Here is a 24433-nt window from a genome sequence, read left to right on the forward strand (position 1 = left end):
TAACCCTTATATAGAAAGGCATTTAGCGATTTTTGTCAATTGTTTTTGCTCTAGAGCGAACTAATCAATTAAGTCTCTTGCCAGATAAGGATTTAGTCGATTTATGCCCCCCTATCGAACCATAACAAATAACGAAGAGCCGTAAACCAAAAACCAATTGCTGCAATTGCTATAGTACCAATAGTACCCAAAACATTTGCGGAAACATCGAATATTTTGAACCAATCTCTTTTATTATTGTCTGTCATTGCTTAAAATGCCTCCAGATTCAGCTGAACAATCTTCGCTCTTCGCCGTCACTGTCCCCACCGCAAACTGCTCCCTAAGAACAGCGATCGCAATTTAAATTCAAAAACACACCACCGCCCTACCCGCCAAACCGATCTTCCGGTAATAGTCGGGAAAAGCAGACCCAGTGCTTTTTTATCTATAGAATTCTCCATCGAGAAACCATGCCAAAAGGCTCTAATTATTTCCACCTTATTCAACTATTCTGATTCTATCTCCGATAATCTCAACCAATGAGGTTTTTTTCACAAAATTTAACGATTAGCCGACAACGAATCGCAGAAATATCTAGCGATCGCTAAAGTGCTTAACAAAAGAAATTATAATCTTATCGATTTTAACCGTGCCACTATCCAAAGGAATAGATTAGATTTCTTGAAAAGACCGATGCGGGGAAATTACCGATCGATCACCCGAACTTTTTCCTTATCGGTAAAGATCGGGAGATGTGCATATTCTTGCCATTCCTAATACATCCGAGAGCGCCCGTCCCGTCCTATCTATCTTTAGTTATAGGCCGACATTCCGCACATCTTCATATACTTTTATATATTTTTACATTCCCCAAGATGTTTTGACGAAAAACCTTCATTGTAGAAACTACTATTGAGAACATTTTCAATAATTGATTTTTTCTGAGAAAAAAATTACAATTCTTCACCTTGATAAAAATCTAAGTAGCTGGTTATAATTAAATTAAAAATGGATTTTAGGTTCGATCCCCCCTGCCCCCCTTGATAAGGGGGGTGCCGATCCCCCCTTAATCCCCCCTTGATAAGGGGGGTGTCTGATAATTTTTAACGCCTACCTTACCTACTTATCATTGTAGCTATAGTCCCTACTAGCAATGGGTTTTAAGCAATATATTAGTAAAAATCATCAATTGAATGTTAAGAAGTGCGGAAAGTGGGTCAACAAGGTTTTTAGATTTATTCAGCAAACCCTAACTATCCCCGTACAATTATCAGCATATCGATCATAAACCTTGAGATAGGTTGCACGCCATGAGCGAATACCAATATTACGAATTCCAAGCTATCGATCGCCCCCTCACCCAAGAGGAAAGGGCTGCCATAGGTGAGCTATCGAGCCGCGTCAAACCGACGGCAACGAGTGCCAGTTTCACCTATAGTTACGGCAATTTTCGCGGGGATCCCAAACAGGTGCTGGCTCGGTATTTCGATATCATGTACTACATCGCCAACTGGGGAACACAGCAATTAATGTTTCGTTTTCCCACATCCCTGATCAACCGAGAAGCAATTGAACTTTACTGTATCGATAATTATATCAGCTTATCTTTTGCGGGAGATTGGGCAATTTTAGATTGGGAATTTAGTCAAGAAGAAGGTTTTAATGACTGGATAGAAGGAGAAGGGATTCTATCGGAATTGATAGGATTACGCCAAGAAATTCTCCAGCAAGACTATCGAGGATTATATTTAGCCTGGCTGAAAGCTATTGACTTATCGGAGGGATATATAGACATCGATAAGACCCAACTAGAACCTCCTCTACCCCCCGGACTAAATCAACTTTCTGCATCTCAAAAGGCTTTTACAGAAATCTTTGAATTGGACGAACACTTATTAAATGTTGCTTGTGCATCCAGTGGTAAACTAACAACTATCTCTAAGCAAACTTGGCAACAAGCTATTAGCCAATTATCGGCTTCTGAACGCCAAGATTTCCTATTAAGACTGGCTAAAGGAGAACATAATTTATCTGCTAAATTCCAACAAAAGCTGTCTCAATTAATCCCTACTTCTCCTGCTTCTAACCAGCCTCGACGCACGGTTCAAGAACTTCTTGAGGCTGCTGCTGAGGAAGGAAAAAAGGCAGAAAAACGGCGACAACAAGAAGCGGAAGCCAAGCGAATTGAGGAACTACAAACTTTAGCTAAACGGGAAGCGCAAGTTTGGCAGCAAGTCGAGTCCCTAATTCAGAAAGCCCAGTCTAAATCCTACGATGAGGCTGTTAAATTGTTGGTCAAATTAAGAGATTTAGCCGAATATCAAAACGGGTTGCCCGTTTTCCAAGAGCGCCTGAACCAGATTTACGAACAGTACAGTAACCGGTCTGGGTTGAAGAGGAGGTTACAAGAAGTAGGACTTACTGAAAGTAAGTGAATCGCTCTTGAATTTTCGGCGGCTGCATCTCAATTTTGCAGAAATATCTATATTACATTTTGGGCGCACGCAGTTCGATCAACTCACTGACCACGATGCGCCCCTATCATTGGCACAATAACTGACAAGCGATCGGTTTTTCCTCCGGGGTAACGTGGAACGTGATCCGAAGGAATCCTTTTAACTGGAAAGACGATCTGTTACGGTACGGCTGTAATGCCTCATTTTGTCCCATAGGTCTAATAAAGTTGTTAAGTATTGCCCTTATCGATCGAGATCGGGTTAGCTTGGAGATAGCAGTGAGCATTCAGCTTTAAACACTTAATAACTGCTAACCTAATCACTGATAAGGGGGTTTTTTCATGGCTTTTAGCCGTTCTAGCGGTATTTTGCTTCATCCCACCAGTCATCCTGGCCGTTACGGGATTGGAGAACTAGGTAGGGAAGCCTATCAATTTATCGATTTTTTGGCTCAAAGTGGTCAAAAACTCTGGCAAATTCTCCCTTTAGGCCCCACAGGGTACGGTAACTCTCCCTACATGAGTTTTAGTGCCATTGCTGGCAATCATCTCCTGATTAGTCTCGATCTTCTTCGGGAGAAAAACCTGCTTAGTGACGCAGATTTAGAGGATATTCCCGATTTTCCCCTCGATCAAGTGGATTTTGATAAATTGATCGCTTGGAAAATTCCCCTACTTAGAAAGGCGGCGAGCAATTTTGTCAAGGGTTCTGACACAATTCTTTACAAACAGTTTGCTGGCTTTTGTGCTGGCAATGCCGATTGGTTAGAGGATTACGCCCTATTTATGGCCCTATCCCACGCTTACCCGGGTAAAGCATGGATGGAATGGCCGACAGAAATTCGCGAACGTCATTGGGGGGCATTGGAAACACCGAAACAGGAGTTACAAGAGGAGATTTTTCTGCACAAATTCCTACAATTTGAGTTTTTTGAGCAGTGGTTAGCCCTAAAACGCTATGCTAACTCCCTCGGTATCGAGATTATCGGTGATATCCCCATTTATGTCTCCCATAATAGTGCCGATGTTTGGGCAAATCCGCAGGTTTTCAGACTAGATCCCCAAACCGGTAATCCCTTGGAAGTGGCGGGGGTTCCCCCGGATTATTTCTCAGAAACGGGGCAATTATGGGGAAATCCTCTTTATAACTGGGATTATCTCAAAAATACGGGCTTTGACTGGTGGGTACGCCGTTTAAAAGCGGTTCTTTCCCTAGTCGATATCATCCGTATCGATCATTTTCGCGGATTAGAAGCCTATTGGGCGGTGGCTTTTGGCCAGGAAAACGCCATTAATGGTCGTTGGCTGAAGGCCCCGGGTTATGATCTCTTTAATACTATTGGCGCTCGTTTAGGTAAATTGCCGATTATTGCCGAAGATTTGGGCGATATTGACCAAGCAGTTCTAGATTTTCGCGATCACTTTGCCTTCCCCGGGATGAAGATTCTCCACTTTGCTTTTGGGGGTGATGCGGGTAATCCCTATCTTCCTTTCAACGTCGAACGCAACTGTGTGATTTATACCGGCACTCACGATAATAATACCACTGTGGGCTGGTTTCAAGATAACGCCAATGACTACGAAAAAGCGCGACTTTATCAATATCTTGGCGCTCCCAGTGGTCAGGGAGTGGCTTGGGATCTGATTCGACTGGCCTATAGTTCCGTGGCTAATCAGGCGATCGTACCGTTACAGGATGTGTTAGGTTTAGGATCGGATGCGCGTATGAATACCCCCAGTGTCGCAGAAGGGAATTGGTCATGGCGCTATCGTCAGGAAGCTTTAACCGGAGAATATAGCGAGAGATTGCGAGATTTAGTCAATCTTTTTGGCAGAAATCGTTAAATCTCAACCCTTTTGTCGAGACGTTACCCCTAACGTCTCTTTTTGTCCGGTTAATGTGGGTGAGAATTTTTTAGCAATCTTTGCCGGATGCGATCGAGATTTTCTTGACTATTGACGGGTAAATGGGGTAAGGGTAATTCTAAATTGGGCCAATTACTCAAATCATGGCAGGGACAAGATAAACCCGATTGGCCCAGTACTTCAATTGGTACAGGTATAGTACAACGAGCGCAGGGATGAAATTCCCATTGAGGGGAAAGTAAGTCTCGGATAGTTTGTTGAGTACCTTCTAGGTAACAATCGCCACTTTCAGGATCAAGAATTTTTTGCCAACAATCTTCAAACTCCGACGAATAGCGATCAGCATTGAAAATTGGCAGCGGAAATAGCATAGCTTGGTTTTTGGGACAAATAACTTTTTTTCCCAATTGAAACCAATGGGCGAGATATTTTTTAACTGCGGAGGTGTCTGACATATAGTTTGTGTGGAGGCTGCCCTGATTATTGCTCTTACCATCAATCCTAGCGTTAACTTCCGGTGTCGGACAGGTCTTAGGATGATTGATGATCGAGTTTAATAATTATTTTAGGTAACTGAGCATCTGCAGCTAGATTAATCCCAATAAACTCACCATTAAAGCTTTTTGGGCGTGCATCCGATTTTCCGCTTGCTCCCAGACTTTTGATTGTACACCCTCGATCGCCCCGTCGGTAATTTCTTCGCCCCGGTGAGCAGGTAAACAATGGAGAATAATCGCGTCTTTGTCAGCGTGACTCATTAGCTGTTCATTGACTTGGTAGGGCTGAAAAACGGGAATTCGGGCATCAGCGAGGCTTTCCTGTCCCATACTCGCCCAGACATCAGTATAGACCACCTGAGATTCTTTTACGGCCGTAACGGGATCGTCGGTAATTAAGATTTTACTACCGGTTTTCTCGCCAATAGCCTGGGCGCTGGCGACAATTTCCCCATCGGGTTGATAGTTTGCGGGGGAGGCAACCCGCACATTTAACCCCATCAAAGCACCACCCAAGAGGAGAGAATTAGCGACATTATTGCCATCCCCCACATAGGTGAGGTTAATTCCCCGTAAAGTCTCAAAAGTCTCTTGGATAGTCTGTAAATCGGCTAATATCTGGCAGGGATGTTCTAAATCCGTTAAAGCGTTGATAATCGGGATGCGTGAGTAATTGGCAAAAGCTTCTAAATCCTCTTGTTTAAAGGTGCGAACCGCGAGAATATCGAGATAGCGATCGAGTACCCGGGCCGTATCTGCTAAGGGTTCCCCTCGCCCCACTTGGGTTACACTGGGATTAAGATCGATCACCTGTCCCCCTAACTGGTACATGGCGACGGTAAAGGAAACCCGCGTCCGGGTGGAAGCTTTATAAAATAGCAATCCCAAGACTTTTTTGCAGCTAGGGTTAAGAGTGCCAGCTTTAAGCTGTGCCGATAGATTGAGTAGGGCGCTGATTTCTTCGCTACTCATGTCGGTTATTCTTAAAACATCTCGTCCTTTTAAAGTGGCTACCATTGGTTTTTCTCTCGATAAACAGGGGTCTTGATTGGGTTTTATGGCAGTTAGCGGTTAGCAAAAATCTTGAGTAAAGACCCTATTATAATCCAGTTTTTTCGCTATTAGGCAATTTTTCCCGAAAATTTTCATTTTGGGGGATGTTAGTCCAGCTAACACCCCCACTTTTTTTTGTTAAATTAGGTAGGTGTTAAAAATTGTCAGATTCCCCCCTTATCAAGGCGGCTCCCCCCGCCTATCGGCACCCCCCTTATCAAGGCGGCTCCCCCCGCCTATCGGCACCCCCCTTATCAAGGGGGGCAGGGGGGATCAAACCCAAAATCTAATTTCTACTTAACTAATTTTGCCCCACACTTAGAACAAAAATTAGACGAAGGCGGGTTTTTGTGTCCACAATTACCGCAGATAATTAAAGCTGGGTTAGCCACTTCCGTCACCGGAGAAAGAGGAATTTCTCCACCGCTATCCAACTTATAGTTATGGATTAACTGCAAAATAATTGCATCTTCCCGTTTATATTCTGTATTATCTTTTCCTCCTGTCAACTCCTCGGAACGTTGTTGTAAATATTCGATAAAATTCCGATACAAAGCTTGTTTTTTCTCCGGAGTGGCCGAATCCTGTAACTTAGCTGTCACCTGACTTTGAATTTTTTCCTTATCTTCGCGACAAGCTTTTACTTCTAACACCTGTACCGCATCTTCCCAACTGGTGGCGATATCGACTTTTTTTAATCCCGTTGCGGTTTTAATTTCATAGCGAATTGTTTTCTCATTAGTGACTCGATTGACTTCTGGAAAAAGCACTTTTAAAGCCCGGGACGTCACCACCAATTGATAAATACTCGGATCTTCGGGAAAAACATCCCAGAAAGGAGGTTCCTTTTGGATATGCACGGGGATAGGTAAATCGCGATTTTCCCCCATTTGTTGGGCGCGTTTAGCGAGAATAAATTCTCCTTTCCAGTCTTGATAGGATTGCCGCAGTTCTCGCATTCCATCGAGACAGCGCAGGGAAAAACCGCCAATTTCCTGCACGAAGACAAGACGATGTTTTTCCACTTCTCCCAAGGGTTTAATATCGTCTTCGTTGGGGATAAATTCCCGCAGTTTCGGAATAATTTTTTGGGCTGCCGGGTTACTGGTATTTCTTCCTCCAATCAGGGCAATATTTTGATTTAATTGGGGTGTAAAACCCGCATCTTTTCCCCGCAAAACCGCAGGATTGAGCATAATTAGGGGTCGCGATTTTTGGTAGGCAATGCGAAGATTATTGATAATATCGGTATCGTTGTTATAGATTTTTAACGAGCGATCGCAAGCGGCTAATTCCTGCTGAATGCGACTACTAGCAGGAGCATTTTGTAGGAGTTGATTAGCTTGGTTTAGGATAACTTTTTGAAAATCACCTTGACGAATATCGGCAATCTCGGTTATGTCAAATAAACGCATATTTTCATCAGCGCGGCGCGTTTCTTTCCAGAGGAGGCTAGATTGCTTTAAAATCTCTTCTGAGAGGGGTAAACAAAGGTTATCCATACCCGTATCGTAGGCGTTTTTGTTACCGACAATCCCGGAGGCAAATTGTTCGATAAAGTCTTGATAAAGACCATTTAATTCTTGTCTGTCAAATAATTTAATCCCATTAATTAACAAAGCATCGGCACTATCAATCTGTTGGTTAGCTTGGAGATTAAATAGATCGCGACTTTGAATTAATTTCTGACGAAAGCGATTAAAACGGCTTTCTAATTGATTAAGATGTTCCAATAAACGATTAATAACCTCTACTCCTGCACCTCGGGTTTTTCGTTGAATATTGGCCATTAAATAGCCTTCCAATCCCGTTAAAGCTTGTTCACAATATTGTTCCATCTTATCTTTTTTCGAGATGTGAATTTTATCTTTCAGATCATTAATTTCTGCTAAGGCTGTATCATATTCTCGTTGACGTTTACTTTCGTTTTGACTCCAAACCTGTTCTTGATCGCGACGGAATTTTTCCGCTATGTCGGTGAAGATTTGTCGTACTGAAACAATAAAACTCTCGGCAAATTTTACTCCACGGTTCCGATCCTCAAGGATATTATAAAACTCCATTTCTAGAGACTTTTTCCCCCGTTGAATAATTTCATCCCGGTTATTATAAATCTTTTTCAGGTAATCGCCGTGCAGCCGTTCATCGGGACTCAATTCTAGTAAATGATTGCGTTTAAATTCCTCGACTCTTGGCGTTAAATAATCATTAATAAATTGGAGAATTTTTCCCTGTTCATTGCCTAAAATATTAACACCCTGTTTGGTACAAGATAGCCAATTATCTTGATTGATTTCCTGACGAGTTTCGTTAATCCATTGAGAGATTATGGCAATTAAAGAGCGATCCTTGTCGGCACATAAATCCATAATTAATTCCCCTTCGCTCAAGCGCATTCTTTTGAGGATATCACCTCTGACTAACTCCAACATTTGAGCGGGTAAAATCACGGAATCATTCAGCCACCAATTAATTAAATCTTTGGCTAAACGTTCCGATAAAGAGGCCCGAATTTGGGCAATAGGAATTTCAATAGTTGATAGCCCAAAACTCATAAATTGCTTAGGATAACCGCGCCCCCCTGGGTCAGCTTGCGCCCAAGAACCCTTAATATTATCTCTAATGGAACGCTTATGGGGGGCAAAATCAGAGGTCATATCTAGGAAGATATTTTGGGCGATCATTTCCCGAATTTGACCGAGTTTAAAATCACCTTCTCCGTTTTTTGTCCCCACTAAATAGGTAAAATCAAAGGGGGGTAATTTACTAACAACTTCATCGACTAAACCGCTGCTAAACTGTTGATGATATTCGGTTCTGTAGTCAGAAAAGTAATTTAATTCCATCAGGGCAGCGTAACCATTAGCCAAAACTCGATCGCCGACACTAATCCCCGCAAATGCTTCAGGAGTGGGAACAATTGCCGTACTCAAAGGACTACTTTCTCCTCGTAACCAATTACGGATACAGTAGCCTATATCAATTAACATTCCGCTACCCGTACCACCGTTTAAAGACCCCGTAGTAAAGACATTAATAGCACTATTACTAACTTTAATTCCATAGCGATCGAGCATAAAGTTTTCTTGTCCCTTTACCCGTCTCACCGCATCTATAAATTTCCTTTGGATCTCATGATAATTACAAAATAAAGCAAAACGTCCACAGGCGCGAATTTGTCCCGCTCCCGCTTCTAGGGAAGTAATATTTCTCTCTAATTCCGGGGGAAACCAACTATTAATCCAGGGATATCTATCCATGTCAGATACCATCTCCTGTACCTGTTTTCCACTCACCCGGGACCAGTGTTTTTCGTTATCTTTAAAAGCACTGCCGGCAGCTTCAGGATTACTGATTTTGTAATCCTTATCCGTGTCAACCACCAAAAAACTGACAATCGGAAAATTGCTCAAACTGCCATAACTTTCCTCGATTAAGCGACGCAATCGCGATAAAATCTCGTTACCCGTACCACCAATACCCACTAAAACCGTGGGAACCATGCTTTTTTCTTCTACTGCTGCCGGCATAATTATTTAACTCCTAAGGCCATTTCTTGACGGTTGCGGGGGACTTCGTAGGTGAGGAAATCGTAGGCTAATTTAGTGTTAGGAAAAATCGCCCGCGCTTCCTCTAACAGATTGGAAATATCCAGAGAATTCCCCGGTAGATAACGGGGGCTAAAATGGGTCATTAATAACAATTTTACCCGGGCTGCCAAGGCCACTTGGGCTGCCATCGTTGAAGTGGAGTGAACACTTTCAAAGGCTAACCCGGCATCTTGGTGAGCAAAAGTCGCCTCATGAATTAGCACATCTGCATCCCGTGCCAATTCGATCGAACCTTCACAGAAAATAGTATCGGTACAATAGGCAATTTTACGGCCGATTTCCGTTTCTCCGCAGAGGGACTGACCGCGAATTTTGCTGCCATCGGGAAGGGTGACAGTTTCCCCTTTTTTCAGCTTGCCGTAAATTGGTCCAGGGGGAATACCCAAAGCGTTGGCTTTTTCCACATCAAAACGTCCTGGACGGTCTTTTTCGGCGATGCGATAACCGTGGGCGGGAATACGATGTTTTAATAGCTGACAGGAGACGGTAAATTCTTCATCTTCGTAGAGTATGCCGGGGGAAATGGGATAGACACGCACCCGATTGCCCAAATTAGTATAGGAATACTTAGCACAAGCGCGCAGATAGTCCGCTAGTCCGGGGGGTCCATAGATATCAATATCCTGAGCAGAACCGGCTAATCCGATACTGGCTAACAGTCCCATTAAACCAAAGATATGATCCCCGTGCATATGGGTGATAAAAATGCGTCGGATTTGGGAACTTTTCAGGTCGCTACGCAGTAACTGGTGTTGAGTTCCTTCTCCACAGTCAAACAGCCATATTTCCGCCCGTTGCGGCAAACGAAGGGCGATACTAGAGACATTACGGGAACGAGTGGGAACCCCAGAACTGGTTCCTAAAAAAGTAATCTCCACAGGATAGCTGTCAGGATAGAGGATTCTTTTTCTAGTCTAGGCTGTTTTTATCGGTTTCTCGATCGAATTGCTGCTTTTCTGTATTTCTTGACTTGGAAACAGGAAATCCCCTGATTTTGACCTAACTCTGCAATAATTACTCGCAGCCAGAAATACGTTGGCAGACATATCATACTTTGTGCTTTTTGTCAAAAAAACTTTTTTTTTGCAATAAAACTACACAAAAAAAAGATCATCGTTGCCCGTGAAATTGACTGATTTACCCGTCTTAATTAGGATCACCCTGTAGGTGTGGCAAGGGTTTCAACCATTGCTACCCAAAAAAGCACAGAATAACCCATTATGAAATTCAGTAAAATCGCTGTAACCATGATAACATCGTTGTTAAATAAAAATCTTTCTCAATTAATTCTTAAGAATTTGTAAATATTGCGAAATGTTAATTTAAATATTCTCAAGCTTTTGGAGTCAATCGATAATTGTTACTTATCTTTGTCCAAAATTGGGTTAGAAGTCAGGAGTCAGTATTCAGGAGTCAGTATTCAGGAGTCAGTATTCAGGAGTCAGGAGACAGGAGATTATTTTTATTTGTTCTTCCCACACCCCACACCCCACACCCTACACCCCACACCCCACACCCTACACCCCACATTACTTCCCTAGAACGATCTTTGGGACAAGATTAAGTTTAAAATCTGAAATAGATGATTTTTTTCAGGATCGAGTCAAGTTTATGGCAGATATTGTCGATATTGCGGTCAGTGCCGATAATTTTAAAACTCTAGTAACGGCGGTACAAGCCGCTAATCTTGTGGATGCCCTAAAAAGTCCCGGCCCCTTCACGGTTTTTGCCCCCACCGATGAAGCTTTTGCCAAATTGCCCCCCGGGACGATTACAACCCTAGTGCAGAATATCCCCCAATTAACCCGAATTCTCACCTATCACGTCGTTGCGGGCAAATATATGCAGGAAGATTTGGCGAAATTGGCTGTAGTGACTTCTCTAGAGGGTTCACTGATTCCCGTCGATTGTAGCGAAGGTTTTGAGGTGAAAAATGCCACGGTGGTGGCGGGTAATATCGAGGCGGATAATGGTGTGATCCACGTCATCGATAGGGTGATCCTGATGGGTTAGTTTTTGACCGGCTTTTCCCCGGGCCGCATCCAGGGCGGCTCTGTCTTATTTTAGTAACCAAATATACAGACATTTTTGCTTGTTTATGTTTTCGATGATCGACGGAGGAAAATGCCCACTTTCTGCGGTTATAAGGGGATAAACAAGATAATTCCCGCTAAGGAGTACGCCAATGAAGACCTTAGAATTTCTCTCGGAACTGAATACCGCACCGCAAGGATGGGGATTCTGGATTGATCGCCAGCAGATCGAAGCCAACCACGTCGGTCAATTCAGTTATCAGTTATCAGTTATCAGTTACCAGTTACCAGTTAAGTAATAAGGCTCTTCTCGACTTTGTGTGATAATTTTTGCTTATAGAATCGTGAAATGTTTACTGGGCAAGACTTTTAGGACTATTTTGTGGAAGAAACTATCAGTATAGACCTCGTTTCCACACAGAAACCAGAAGAGCCGTAATAAGACAAAATTAACTTCTTGGTTAGGATAGGCACTCATGCAAGGGGTAGTGGCTCTCTTATTCTCTGTGTGATAAGTTTAACTTATATAGTAGTGATCGATCTCTGTGTCCTTTGTGTCTGGAGTGGTTCGTTCCACTCCCTCGCCCGCAAGACTGTATCTTAGAATACATTTTACCCACCAAACCTGGGAGAGCCAGGTAGTTAGGTCTGTATAATTAATTGTGTCTAGCTGCTTACCAGTAAACAGTTACCATGTTCACTGATAACTGATAACTGTTTACTGATCACTGAAAAAAGCTTCCCTATTCCCCAGAAGCATTAGGACTGATTTTGAGAACTAAAACCCCTAAAGGTGGTAAACAGAGATCAATCGAGTAGGGACGGCTATGATAGGACAATTCCTCTGACCATTTACCGCCGAGGTTGCCCATATTACTACCGCCATATTTACCCGCATCGCTGTTAAAAATTTCCTGATAAAAACCGGGATGGGGTACACCAACGCGATAATGGCTGTGGGGTTGGGGAGTAAAATTACAGACCACCACCACAAACTCCTGCCAATTTTTGCTCCAGCGCAGGAAAGAAACGACGCTATGACTATTATCACTACAGTCGATCCACTCAAAGCCATCCTGACCAAAATCCTGGGTATATAAAGCAGGTTCACTCTTATAGGTGGCGTTCAAATCTGAGAAAAAGCGTTTTAGCTGTTGATGGGGTTCGTACTGCAAAAGACCCCACTCCAAATCACCCCAAACATTCCACTCACTCCACTGGCCAAATTCCATGCTCATAAACATGGTTTTCTTGCCGGGGTGGGTAAACATATAACTAAATAATGCCCGGACATTGGCGAATTTTTGCCACTCATCCCCCGGCATTTTGCCAATCATATTACTTTTGCCGTGAACCACTTCATCGTGGGACAAAGCCAGCATATAATTCTCGCTGTGGTTATACCACATACTAAAAGTGACATTATTTTGATGGAATTGACGGAACCAGGGATCCATGCCGAAATAATCGAGCATATCGTGCATCCAGCCCATATTCCACTTTAAATTAAAGCCTAAACCGCCCATATAGGTGGGCCAGGACACCATCGGCCAAGCGGTGGATTCTTCGGCAATAGAGAGAATTCCGGGGAAATAGCTAAAAATTACATGATTGACTTGACGCAGGAATTCCGCTGCCTCTAAATTTTCCCGGCCACCGTACTCGTTAGCCACCCATTCCCCATCTTTACGACAATAATCGAGATAGAGCATAGAAGCCACCGCATCCACGCGAATGCCGTCAATATGGTACTTATCGAACCAAAAAAGAGCATTAGCGACGAGGAAATTTCTGACTTCGTTGCGACCGTAGTTAAAAATTAAGGTTCCCCATTCCTTGTGTTCCCCTTTGCGCGGGTCGCCGTGTTCATAAAGATGAGTCCCGTCAAAGAAAGCTAACCCGTGGCCATCTTTGGGGAAGTGACCGGGGACCCAATCCACTAGCACACCAAGGCCATTTTGGTGACATTGATCGACAAAATACATGAAATCTTCAGGATTGCCGTAGCGACTGGTGGGGGCAAAATAACCCGTCACTTGATAACCCCAAGAACCATCAAAAGGATGCTCGGCGATCGGTAATAATTCGATATGGGTGTAACCTAATTCTTTAACGTAGGGAATTAGTTTTTGGGCTAACTCGTAGTAACTCAAAAAGCGCGCCCCAGTGTTCCATTCCGACACGGGAACCGGTTCCCCTTCCCCAGAAAGTAAACGGGGTGGTTCGGCACTAGAAGCGTGCAGCCAAGAACCGAGGTGTAATTCGTAAACGGAAACCGGTTGAGTTAAAGGATCGCTATGGCGGCGTTTTTCCATCCAATCGCTATCATCCCAAGTATAGCTATCTAAATTGGCCACGATCGAGGCGGTTTTCGGGCGTACTTCTTGGGCAAAACCGTAGGGATCAGATTTTTCGTAAATATGACCTTCCCAATTTTTGATCTCGTATTTATATTTAGTGCCAACACCGATTTCTGGGATAAACAATTCCCAGACCATATTATTACGTTTCCGCATTTGGTGATCCCGACCATCCCAGCTGTTAAAATCACCAATAATTGAGACGTTGCGGGCATTAGGAGCCCAAACGGCAAAATAAACCCCTTTAATACCCTCGATTTCAGCTAAATGCGCCCCTAATTTTTCATAAATGCGATGATGGTTGCCCTCCCCAAACAGATGTAAATCAAAATCGCTGAGTTTGGCAGAACGGAAGGCATAGGAATCATAGATTACCCGTTCCTGTTCCCCCTCGTGGATGCGTAATTGATAATTGTTCAGTTCACTGATATCGATAACGCACTCGAAAAAATGGGGGTGATAAGCGGTCGTCATGGGATATTCTTGTCTTTGGGACGGTAAAATAACCCAAGCGGCCGTGGTTTTCGGTAAATAGGCTCTAACAACCCATTTATTTACTTTTCCTTCTTCTTCTAGGGGATGGGCCCCCAAAACCTCAAAGGGATCGTGATGGAGGTTGTTGACGATTTGATGGACTTGTTCGGGGGATACCACTATAGACATTCATTTACCACTCTTGACATCTACAATACTTATAGCAAGGAAATAGTCATTTTTTTGTTGCCTTCTGGGAATTCTCAAACTAATGATATATTCTGCCTACTTAGGGTCTGCTGAAAAAGTTTTTCGTGGGGGTAGGGTGTGGGGTGTGGGGTGTGGGGTGTGGGGTGTGGGGTGTAGGGTGTAGGGTGTGGGGTGTGGGGTGTGGGGAAGTGGGAAGAATAAATAAAATAATCTCCTGTCTCCTGACGACCGGCTCCTGACTCCTGACCCTAACAACAATTTTTGATTTTTACAAGAGGTCTATGGTAAAACTGCCAATTTAATCCGGCTCTGGTCATTCTCGATGTTAATCTAGCGGATAGTCTCGAATTTGACCTACACTACATCTCTACACAGTTCTTAACTGGAACGAGTTTGATCGCTAGGAGATTGACTTTCCTCTAATTGAGCTTTGATTTTTACCGAGTCTTCAATCTGCTCGGCCTCTCGCTTAAATTCACTTTCAAATTCCTTGGATGCTTCTTGAAATCCTCGAATCGTTTTGCCTAAACTGCGACCGATTTCTGGTAATTTTTTCGGTCCGAAAACTAGCAGGGCAATCAAGAGAATTAACCCCATTTCCGGTAATCCAATTCCAAAAATATTCATTTTTTTGCTCCTAATAAAAAACTCGCGGTGGGCAATAACCCACCTGCCAAAGTCCGAGGGATAATTCTGCCGCCAAAAATGCCGACGAGATTGTTGGAATCTGCTTACTGACCCCAATCTACATTAAATCCTTCTAAAATTAGGGAGGAGTTGTAGATCTGTAAAATAATCAGCAAAAAGACTAAAAACAGAGCCATAAAAACTCCCATCAGCAAGGTAGTTCCCCAACCGGGAGAAACTTTACCATATTCCGAGTTGAGGGGACGAAGGATTTCACCTAAGCGTGTACGCTGTGCCATAAGTTACCAAGAAAGATCTGTAAATGATAATTTTGTATTGATCCGTAATTTGACGAAGTGCCAACCGGTCAACCCAGTGAGATAAAATCTACTGCTGTTTCCAGTGGAGCTTTTTTGGTCTAATTCCTAACGGAATCGTTTTTCGCCTGCCCTGCCACGCCCACAAGAATCTGCAAGCGCCTACAGTACGGGAATTATTCTAACATTGTTTGGTGATCTTCTCAGGATTTAGGAGATGGTCGATGGGAGTTGGGGTGATGGGGGAGAAGGGAGAAGGGAGAAGGGAGAAAAAAGCTGATCGATCAGTGATCACTGATCAAGTCTCCTTCGGTGCTATGATCGAGGGTGTAAAGTTTTATTGCAAAGGTATTCGTCTTGGTTAAGCTGAATACTGACAAAAGGTTAACAACACTACCTTAAACAAGCTCTCAAGAGAGGATACAGAGAACACATGGCTTACACACTTCCCCCTTTACCCTACGATTACACTGCCTTAGAGCCTTGTATCACCAAAAGTACCCTAGAATTCCACCACGACAAGCACCACGCCGCTTATGTCAATAACTATAACGGTTTGGTCAAAGATACGGAACTCGATGCTCTCTCTTTAGAAGAAGTTATCGTTAAGGTTGCCGGTGATGCCTCTAAAGCTGGGGTTTTCAACAATGCCGCCCAAGCATGGAATCATAGTTTTTATTGGGACTGCATGAAACCGGGCGGTGGCGGTGCGCCTACCGGTGCTTTAGCCGATAAAATTCAGGCAGATTTCGGCAGTTTCGAGAAATTTGTCGAAGCTTTCAAAACTGCGGGCGCTACTCAATTCGGTAGTGGTTGGGCTTGGTTGGTTCTCGATAACGGTACTCTCAAAGTTACCAAAACCGGCAACGCTGACAATCCTTTAACCGCCGGACAGGTTCCCCTCTTAACTATGGATGTGTGGGAACACGCTTATTATCTCGACTACCAAAATCGTCGTCCCGATTACATCAGCGACTTTTTAACTAAGTTGGTTAATTGGGATTTCGTGGCTGCTAATTTAGCGGCGGCCTAAAAATTTGGCTCAGTTAATCAGTTATCAGTTATCAGTTATCAGGGGTTGGGGAGCAGGGAGAAACAATCCATAAGTTGGGAGTTAATCGTACTATTAAAATTGGCCAATCTCTCTAATATTAATTATCCTTAAAAGAGATAACCAGAAAAAACTTTTTTAACATCGATCGCGCTTCTCGCACCATGGAACAACCTGTCAGTTGGATTATTCCCCGTCATCCCCGTCCCGATTATCCCCTGTTTGTATTTTTACCCGGAATGGATGGCAGCGGCCAACTATACCATCGTCAGATTAAAAACCTTGCCCCTTACTTCGATCTGCGTTGTTTGGTGATTTCCCCGCAATATCTCGGTGATTGGGAGGAATTAAGCACCCTCGTGATCGCTTTATTGGAACAGGAATTAAAGCGACAATCGAGAAAAGTCTATCTCTGCGGTGAGTCTTTTGGCGGCTGTTTAGCCTTGAAAATAGCAACAAAATCACCAAAATTAATTAAAAAACTGATTTTAATTAACCCTGCTTCTTCTTTTAATCAAAGACCTCTTTTAAGCTTGGGAATCGGTATCACCCAGATGATGCCCGATTTCATCCAAGGCAGCTCGGCACTAACTATTTTACCCTTTCTGGCCGCTCTGGGTCGAATATCCCGGGAAGATCGCCGCTCTCTCCTCAAAGCCATGCAATACGTCCCACCGAAGACGATTAGCTGGCGTTTATCCCAGTTACAACGGTTTCAGGTTAGTGCCAGCGAGTTAAAACGTCTGCAATTGGGGGTGTTAGTGATAGCCAGTCAAGGCGACCGACTGTTACCATCGGTAGCGGAGGCTAAACGCCTAATTCAGCAGTTACCCGCGGCAAAATTAACGATTCTGCCCCATAGTGGTCACGCTTGCCTGCTGGAAACCGATATTCATCTCAAAGACATTCTCCATCACCATGCTTGTCTCCCCCGAAGCCTACCCGCAAAAAGTCACTGAGGATGGTTCTTATACCTTTTTTTCGACCGAATTCGGCGAATGTTATCATTCTACCTCTGGGGCAAGGGAAGAAGCCGAGAAAAAATTTATCCTCTCTAGTCGTCTGACAGCCAAAGCAGACCAGAGCAATAATCTGAAAGTTCTTGACATTTGTTACGGCTTAGGGTATAATGCCGCCGCCGCCTTAGCGGCCATTTGGCAAGTTAGGGGGGATTGTCGGGTAGAATTATTAGCTTTGGAAAGCGATCGAGTGGTTCCCCTAGCGGCTATTAGAGAAAATCTCTTAAATAGTTGGAGTCAACCAATTCCCGAATATTTAAATGATTTTGCCCATAATCACTGGCTAGACCTGCCTAATCTCACGGCTAAACTGTTAATCGGGGATGCGCGACAGACGATAACCAAGGTGATTGACGCGGGTTTTCAAGCGGAGGCAATTTTTCTCGATCCCTTTTCCCCGGGTAAATGTCCGCAACTGTGGACGGTGGAGTTTTTAGCTTTAGTGGCGAAATGCCTGAGTCCGACGGGTTATTTAGTCACCTATTCCTGTGCTGCCTCGGTGCGAAGGGCTTTACAATTAGCAGGATTGCAGATTGGGGCCACCGATAGCGTCGGGCGGCGATCGCCGGGGACAATAGCCAGTTTTTTGTCCTTACCCCCATCTTTATCGGCACAGGAACGGGAACATCTGCAAACTAAGGCCGCTATTCCCTATCGAGACGCGACTTTAACCGACCCGGCCGAAGTGATTATACAACGTCGTCGCAGCGAACAGGCTCTCTGTGACTTAGAACCGACTAGCCACTGGAAAAAACGTTGGCAAAGATCGTTTAGTTCGATCGAAATCTCGGAATGAGAATAGTGTGGTTAAATGCCTGATAATTCGGGCTTTTGTTTAAGAAAAATTAAGCATCCTGCTGATCGGCTTGTTTTTTTTGGGCTAGTTAGATAGCATGGGTGTAAACAAGACGTTATCTGCACAAAAAAGGTTCCCCGACCAGATAGATTTTTTGATTAAACAAATTCAGCCTTAAGGCGATCAAGAGCAACCCTTCTTAACGATAAGTTTGCCGATCTAGTATATTTCTATTGTGTTTTTCGTGATCTAGTATTAGCTGGAGGACAGGAAAATGAGTAATAAGAACAACCCAAAATATGAAGAAATCAAAGGTAAACTGGAAAGGATTATCCCCTTGCGAGAACCGCAGCGAACTCTGGCTCTACATCGTATAGCAACGGAGCAGAAAGAAAGTTTTGACGATATCCAAAAATATTTTAATTGGCGTATCGAGGAGAAGATTAATGAAAAATTAGACAGCATTAAAGATGAAAAAGATAATATTAAAAAGTTAAGGATTTTAAAAGAACTGTCAGAGTCTAATTTTTTGGGTTTTTCTTTAGATGAATATAAGGACTTACTAAAACAAAACAAGATTTTATTGGAAGAAGAAATTAACAATAGAATAAAAGAAATTAAGCAAAAAGCGAAAGGGTCTATTCAAGAAGCCATCTACTTACAAAAGCTATCAGAAGATAGTGGCTTATCCCCAGAAGAATGCAAAAATTTATTAAATCAATCCCGATTTGATTGGACTGATTTTGAGCTTATCCTCAAAATAGCCTCAATTGTTACTGCTTTAGGGATTTTTGCCGGTGTAATCACCTATTGGTGGGAAACGGATAAACGACGAGCGCAAGAGAATAATGATGCTTGGACTGTTCTCCGTTCAGCGAAAGAAGATCCTGCTAGTAACGGAAGAATTGATGCCTTGGAGTCTCTCAGTAGTGGTTGTAAAATGCCAGAAAATATATTTACTTGGCTATTAACAAAAGTTGGGCTGCAAGAGGATTGTGTCAAATTGGTGGGGGTAAATCTCAAATCAGCTAATTTACCCGGAGTTGATATGGCAAATAATGATCTGTCCAAGGCACAATTACAGAATGCCAATCTTGACGGAGCAAACCTAAAGGATGCCGATCTAGAGGTGGCCGATTTAACTGGAGCGAGTCTCAGAAAAGCTGACTTAACGGGAGCCGATTTAAGAGGGGCAAATTTACAGGATGTTAACCTGTCCAATGCCATTTTAAATGGAGCAAATATCACCAATGCTAATCTGGATGGAGCTAATTTATGTAATGCAGATTTGAGAAATGCTACTCTGCTGAATACTTCTACTTCTTTAGGCGATATATGTGTTAAAGACGCAATATATAACTTTAAGACTCAACCTTTTAGTTGGTTTAAATCAAAAGAAAACACTCATCTAATCTGTGATAGTGAAAAAGATATTAAAGATGAATGTAAGTCTCTCCAATTAAACCAAGCAGATTTACAGGAAGTAGATCTGAGCAACACCTATTTACAAAAAGCGAATCTAGGTCACGCTAATCTCAGAAATACCAAGTTAATTAATGCTGATTTGAGGGACGCTGATTTAACCTACGCAGATATCCGAGGGGCTGATTTTACCAGTGCTGTCTTGAAAGGTGTTAAGATCGATCATGCGATCTATGATGATCGTACTAAACTCGATAAAAGCATCTTTTTAAATCAGGCAAAGTTTTACAAAATTAGCTCTTTTAATCCCCTAAAAAGAGACTTGCAGCCACCACAGAAGGACTTAAAAGATGCCGATCTAACACGCGCAGATCTCCGAAAAGCTGATTTAAGAGGAGTGGATTTAACAGGTGCAAATCTGGAGGGTGCTGATTTAAGAGGGGCGAATTTAGAGGGGGCTAAATTAGATAATGCTAAATTAAAGGGTGTTCTTTATGATATAGAAACGAAACTAGATGATGATGATCGTCAAAAATTAATGGCTGCTAAAGCTTATTATATTGAAAATAAAAATCCCTACAATCCTGGAGATTTAGCGGGAATAGATTTATCTAATCGAGATTTGGAAAAAACTGCTTTACGAGAAGTCAACCTTACTGGGGCTAAATTGGAGAAAGTCAACCTGATTAGTGCTGATTTGCAGGGGGCTAATTTAAGTTCTGCTACACTGGTAAAGGCCGATTTATCCCGTAGTAATCTTAGTCAGTCTTACCTGAACTTTGCCAACCTTGAAGGTGCTAACTTAAGTGGTGCTGATCTAAAAAAAGCTGACCTGATCGGAGCTAATCTTAAAAATGCTCGTTTAAAAAGCTATCTGGATGCTAAAACAAATCTACAGGATGCAGTTTTAATTAAGGCAATTTTAGAATCAGCAGATTTAAAAGACGCAGTGTTAATTAATGCTAACTTAATGATGGCAAATCTCCCAGGAGCTAACCTAAAACAAGCGGATTTAAGACAGGCTAACCTAGAACACGCTGACTTGAGAGCTGCCGATCTTACGGAAGCCGATTTAAGCGGTGCTAACTTAGAAAATGCTGACTTAAGAGGAGCAAATTTAATTAAGGTTAAAGTTGATAGCAGAACTAATTTTAAGGGAGCATTAATTAATGAAGAAACCAAGTTAGATTTTGAGATAACCAACAGTAACTTTAATGAAGTTGCCAAAAAATATGAAGAATTTTTAAAAGTAGTTTATTTTATTACTCGACATCGCCAGTCTTCTTTACCTTTTGTATCTTCTTCAATTGTTAGAGTTCCATGGGATGCAGAAATAGAAAACCTAAGTTGGTTTCCGACATCGAACAATTATAAAGGATTAATTGATTTACCAAAGAATCTTGAGAATTGTCAAGCAAAAATCAACTTGATCGGCATCGACTTATCCGATCGATATTTAAATAAAATCAACTTATCCTGTGTAGATTTAACCAAGATTAGTAAGAAAGGATTGAAAAATACTATTCTAGAAAAAGCTAATTTAATTGGAGTTAATTTAAGAGGTGTTAGTTTGGAGGGAGCGAAATTAGATAAAGCTATTTACGATCAGAGAACAATTAGCACGGTAGATCTAAAATATCAAAGCTTATTTAAGCGAGCTTATAAAATTGCACCCAAGTCAAATTTGTCTGAAGCTGACTTATCCGATCAGGTTTTAGATGGCTTAGATTTACGAGATGCTGTTTTAGAAAAGGCAGAATTGCCAAGAGCGCATTTAATAGGCACACAATTACAAGATGCTATTTTAAAAGATGCCGATTTAACCGGTGCAGACTTTAAAGGTGCCGATTTAACCGGTGCAGATTTTACTGGTGCAAAGCTAAAAGAAGTGCTCGGATTAACAGTCACACAACTTGAAACTGTTAAAAGTCTCAAAGACGCTCAATTTAGTCCTGAATTATGTAAAGCTGTTCGAGAGGAACTCAAAGAAACTAAGGATAAAATTGCCGATTGTCCCCAATGACCTAGTTAGGGTTTGCTCAATAAATCTAAAAACCTTGTTGGGTAAGACTTTTAGACTTTTTTGCCATCAAAAAGTGCCAGACATTGGGGTGATCGGGGGGGGAAAATTTAGGCACTTTTTCCCTGAAAATTAGGTAATTGACCCCCTGAAAATGGGTAAAACCCTACACCCTACACCCTACACCCCACACCCTGTCCCCAGGAAAAATTTTTTCAGCTAACCCTAACTAAAGACTTGATCGGGATTAATTTGACGGCACAAGCTTTTAATTCCGGTTGCAGGGAAATCGGACAAGCGGCCGGATGGGTGAGACTATTAGCCTCAGCATTTTCTGCCCATAAAGCCCCCCAGTGCATCGGCACAAAGACACAATTAGGAGCAATTGCTTTGGTAATTAAAGCGGGAAAACGGGCAAAACCTCGACGAGAACGCACCTCCACCCATTCTCCAGCTTCTATGCCCAATTTTGCCGCATCTTGGGGATGAATTTCCAGAAAAGGTGCGGGGTGCATTTTGACAATTTTCTCGATGCGGCCGGTGCGAGTTTGGGTGTGCCAGTGACCGTACAAACGCCCTACGGTCAACACTAGGGGATATTCCTCGTCCGGGGGTTCCGCTAAACCTTTACTGTGGTAGGCGGCGAAAACAGCACGACCATCGGCAGTATTAAATTTACCATCGGTATAAAGGCGTTTTGCGGCTGTTTTTTCGCTTTTATCGTCATCTTTAACTAAATTACCCAGTAATTCCCCGGAATTAGCGGTTTTAGGAGCGGAAATTTCATCGATGGAATCGGGCCACGGTCGGGGAGTCTCGGCCAGGCGATCATAATTAATCGCCGTCATATCACAAGGACGTTTATATGTCAAGCGAATAAACTCGGAATGTACCTCGGCGGAATCCTTAAAATTAAATTGTGCCTGAAACCCCAAACGGCGACCAACTTCGGCAAAAATTTGCCAATCGGCCTGAGCTTGACCGACGGGAGAGCGAAAAGCTTTATTTAACGTCACCACGCGCTCAGAATTGGTCATTGTTCCCGTTTTTTCGCCCCATTGGGCCGCTGGCAGTAATAAATGGGCGTAGGCGCTGGTTTCCGTGGGATAGTAGGCATCCTGATAGATAGTAAAAGGTGATTTTAACAGGGCGGCCTTGGTGCGTTCTAGATCAGGCATACTAACAGCCGGATTAGTGGCGGCAATCCAGAGAAGTTTGACATCTCCCGTCTCCAAACCGGTAATCATACTCCAAGCATCGCGACCGGGGACGGGAGAAATCCGACCGGCGGGTAAACCCCAAGCTTGTTCCACTTCGGCCCGGTGTTGGGGATTTTTGACGGAACGATAACCGGGCAGAAGATGGCAGAGGCCGCCGGCTTCCCGTCCTCCCATGGCGTTGGGTTGTCCGGTTAGGGAAAAAGGACCAGCCCCCGGTTTACCGATATTAGCCGTCATTAGGTGTAAATTGATTAAAGTGCGGGCTTTGGCCGTGCCTTCGCTAGATTGATTGATACCCATCGACCAGAGAGAAAGCACTCTTTTTGATTCGGCCCAGTAGCGGGCAGCCTGTTCTAAATCGTCGATGGGGATACCGCATTTAGGGGCGACTATTTCGGGGGGATAATGGCGGATAATTTCGGCGTATTTGGGGAAATCCCTGGTGCATTTATCGATAAAATAGGTATCGATCGCCCCCCAATTCAGTAACAGGTGAGCAATACCGTTAAATAGGTCAATATCAGTCCCGGGGTTAATGGCGAGGTGGAGATTAGCGGCCTCGGCAGTCTTGGTGCTGCGGGGATCAACGACGATTAATTTCGCTTGTTGGTTGCCTTTGAGATACTTGTGCAGACGGTTAAAGATGATGGGGTGACATTCGGCCGTATTTGTCCCCACCAAAAAGGCACAATCGGTTAATTCCAAGTCATCGTAACAGCAGGGGGGACCGTCGGACCCGAAACTGTCCAGATAAGCGGCCACGGCCGAAGACATACAGAGACGGGAATTAGCATCAAAGTTATTGACTCCCAGACAGCCCTTGACCAGTTTTTGGGCGATGTAGTAATCTTCGGTGTGAAATTGTCCCGAACCGTATAGACAGATACTTTCCTTTTCCCCCTGAGCGATTAGAGTTTGCATCTGGTTAACGATGCGATCGAGGGCCTCTTCCCAAGTACAAAGACGAAATTGCTCTTGGAGAGAATCGCGGATCATCGGGGTTTTGAGGCGATTTTTATCGATCGATTCCGCTACGGTGGCCCCTTTAACACAGACCATACCTTGACTGGAGGGGTGGGACTTGTCCCCGAAGACTTTCCATGCTTGTCCGGCCGACGCGGGGGAGGTGACTGTCAAACCACAACCTACTCCACAGTAAGGACATTGGGTTTTTGTAGATTCAGTCATAAGCAGTTGGTCTGATTAGTGGCGCTGTCTTTAGGCATACTTAAGATAGTCGGCAGATTTTCTCGGCCAAATTGTAGTTATTAATACAATTTATTACAAGCCTTAGCTAAATTGCCATTTTCGTGATGCAAATCGCGCATTAAACCTGGCTAGATAAAATTTGCTGATGGGTGTGGGGTGTGGGGTGTAGGGTGTGGGGTGTGGGGTGTGGGGTGTGGGGTGTGGGGTTTTA

At 43.3% G+C, this 24433-nt stretch carries 16 protein-coding genes; 8 read left to right on the forward strand and 8 right to left on the reverse strand.

Annotated elements, in window-relative coordinates:
* Positions 1–1292: 1292 nt before the first annotated feature.
* Both IM456_RS03905 and malQ read left to right on the forward strand, forming a co-directional pair.
* On the forward strand, positions 1293–2417 hold the full coding sequence (locus IM456_RS03905; RefSeq protein ID WP_287693356.1) for a hypothetical protein: 1125 nt from the start codon (positions 1293–1295) through the stop codon (positions 2415–2417).
* A gap of 362 nt (positions 2418–2779) precedes the next feature.
* Positions 2780–4282: a 4-alpha-glucanotransferase gene (gene malQ / locus IM456_RS03910; RefSeq protein WP_287693355.1), complete on the forward strand. Its 1503-nt coding sequence runs from the start codon at positions 2780–2782 to the stop codon at positions 4280–4282.
* A 50-nt stretch (positions 4283–4332) separates the two neighbouring features.
* Here malQ and IM456_RS03915 read toward each other — a convergent pair whose 3' ends face one another.
* From IM456_RS03915 to IM456_RS03930, 4 genes are all read right to left on the reverse strand, one after another.
* Positions 4333–4758, reverse strand: coding sequence for a hypothetical protein (locus tag IM456_RS03915; protein ID WP_149986035.1), 426 nt, complete (start codon positions 4756–4758; stop codon positions 4333–4335).
* A gap of 132 nt (positions 4759–4890) precedes the next feature.
* Positions 4891–5817, reverse strand: a complete 927-nt coding sequence (gene argF / locus IM456_RS03920) for an ornithine carbamoyltransferase (protein ID WP_149986036.1) — start codon at positions 5815–5817, stop codon at positions 4891–4893.
* Positions 5818–6146: 329 nt separating this feature from the next.
* Positions 6147–9383, reverse strand: a complete 3237-nt coding sequence (locus IM456_RS03925) for a tubulin-like doman-containing protein (RefSeq protein ID WP_287693354.1) — start codon at positions 9381–9383, stop codon at positions 6147–6149.
* A gap of 2 nt (positions 9384–9385) precedes the next feature.
* Positions 9386–10342 carry a ribonuclease Z gene (locus tag IM456_RS03930; RefSeq protein ID WP_287693353.1) on the reverse strand — a complete coding sequence of 319 codons (957 nt, stop codon included), beginning with the start codon at positions 10340–10342 and terminating at the stop codon, positions 9386–9388.
* A gap of 733 nt (positions 10343–11075) precedes the next feature.
* Here IM456_RS03930 and IM456_RS03935 point away from each other — a divergent pair.
* Both IM456_RS03935 and IM456_RS03940 read left to right on the forward strand, forming a co-directional pair.
* Positions 11076–11477 carry a fasciclin domain-containing protein gene (locus IM456_RS03935; protein WP_287693461.1) on the forward strand — a complete coding sequence of 134 codons (402 nt, stop codon included), beginning with the start codon at positions 11076–11078 and terminating at the stop codon, positions 11475–11477.
* A gap of 172 nt (positions 11478–11649) precedes the next feature.
* Entirely contained in the window at positions 11650–11796 is a 147-nt protein-coding gene (locus IM456_RS03940) for a hypothetical protein (protein ID WP_172970488.1), read from the forward strand.
* A 444-nt stretch (positions 11797–12240) separates the two neighbouring features.
* On the opposite strand, the gene glgB is transcribed toward IM456_RS03940, so the two are convergent.
* From glgB to psbH, 3 genes are all read right to left on the reverse strand, one after another.
* Positions 12241–14520 (reverse strand): 1,4-alpha-glucan branching enzyme, encoded by a 2280-nt coding sequence (gene glgB, locus IM456_RS03945; RefSeq protein ID WP_287693463.1) that lies wholly within the window; start codon positions 14518–14520, stop codon positions 12241–12243.
* Between the two features lie 399 nt (positions 14521–14919).
* Positions 14920–15168, reverse strand: a complete 249-nt coding sequence (locus IM456_RS03950; RefSeq protein ID WP_061430888.1) for a TatA/E family twin arginine-targeting protein translocase — start codon at positions 15166–15168, stop codon at positions 14920–14922.
* Positions 15169–15272: 104 nt separating this feature from the next.
* On the reverse strand, positions 15273–15467 hold the full coding sequence (psbH, locus tag IM456_RS03955; RefSeq protein ID WP_002736544.1) for a photosystem II reaction center phosphoprotein PsbH: 195 nt from the start codon (positions 15465–15467) through the stop codon (positions 15273–15275).
* 451 nt (positions 15468–15918) lie between these two features.
* Here psbH and IM456_RS03960 point away from each other — a divergent pair, with 451 nt between their 5' ends.
* From IM456_RS03960 to IM456_RS03975, 4 genes are all read left to right on the forward strand, one after another.
* Positions 15919–16518 carry a superoxide dismutase gene (locus tag IM456_RS03960; protein ID WP_012267735.1) on the forward strand — a complete coding sequence of 200 codons (600 nt, stop codon included), beginning with the start codon at positions 15919–15921 and terminating at the stop codon, positions 16516–16518.
* A 182-nt stretch (positions 16519–16700) separates the two neighbouring features.
* Positions 16701–17495: an alpha/beta fold hydrolase gene (locus IM456_RS03965; protein WP_149986042.1), complete on the forward strand. Its 795-nt coding sequence runs from the start codon at positions 16701–16703 to the stop codon at positions 17493–17495.
* Complete coding sequence (locus IM456_RS03970; RefSeq protein WP_287693467.1) at positions 17455–18351, forward strand: tRNA (5-methylaminomethyl-2-thiouridine)(34)-methyltransferase MnmD; 897 nt, start codon at positions 17455–17457, stop codon at positions 18349–18351. The genes IM456_RS03965 and IM456_RS03970 overlap by 41 nt, the downstream gene beginning before the upstream one ends.
* A 274-nt stretch (positions 18352–18625) precedes the next feature.
* Positions 18626–21796 carry a pentapeptide repeat-containing protein gene (locus IM456_RS03975; RefSeq protein WP_287693469.1) on the forward strand — a complete coding sequence of 1057 codons (3171 nt, stop codon included), beginning with the start codon at positions 18626–18628 and terminating at the stop codon, positions 21794–21796.
* Between the two features lie 212 nt (positions 21797–22008).
* Here the strand turns inward: IM456_RS03975 and IM456_RS03980 are convergent, their stop codons facing one another.
* Positions 22009–24201, reverse strand: coding sequence for a molybdopterin oxidoreductase family protein (locus IM456_RS03980; protein ID WP_287693471.1), 2193 nt, complete (start codon positions 24199–24201; stop codon positions 22009–22011).
* Positions 24202–24433: the final 232 nt, after the last annotated feature.

This window comes from Microcystis sp. M079S1 (genome assembly GCF_020246425.1).
Classification (GTDB): Bacteria; Cyanobacteriota; Cyanobacteriia; order Cyanobacteriales; family Microcystaceae; genus Microcystis; species Microcystis aeruginosa.